We start from the raw sequence: 235 nt of genomic DNA, 5'->3' as shown, positions 1-235 counted from the left end.
CGCTGACCATGCTGAACCGGCGCCATTTCCTCGCTTATCTCCATCCTGACGCCCGCCAGGTGCTCGCGTCCGCCCTTGTGGAAGGTTTGCCGCACACGATGCGCGACCGCGCCACCGAAGCGGCGGTTCTGCATGGGTTCCTGACCGATCGGATCCCCGGCATCGTCTGCCGTCCGGCCAGGGTGTGCACGGACGGGCAGGGTCAGCTCGGCTTCTCCTTCCCGCTGCGCATCGG

1 pseudogene is annotated in these 235 nt (G+C 67.7%); it reads left to right on the top strand.

Going from position 1 to position 235, the window contains the following annotated elements:
* A pseudogene (locus tag CH341_RS35090) lies at positions 1 to 235 on the top strand (hypothetical protein); the annotation flags it as partial.

Source organism: Rhodoplanes roseus (assembly GCF_003258865.1).
In the GTDB taxonomy this organism is placed as follows: Bacteria; Pseudomonadota; Alphaproteobacteria; order Rhizobiales; family Xanthobacteraceae; genus Rhodoplanes; species Rhodoplanes roseus.
This window is presented reverse-complemented; position numbering and strand designations above follow the sequence as displayed.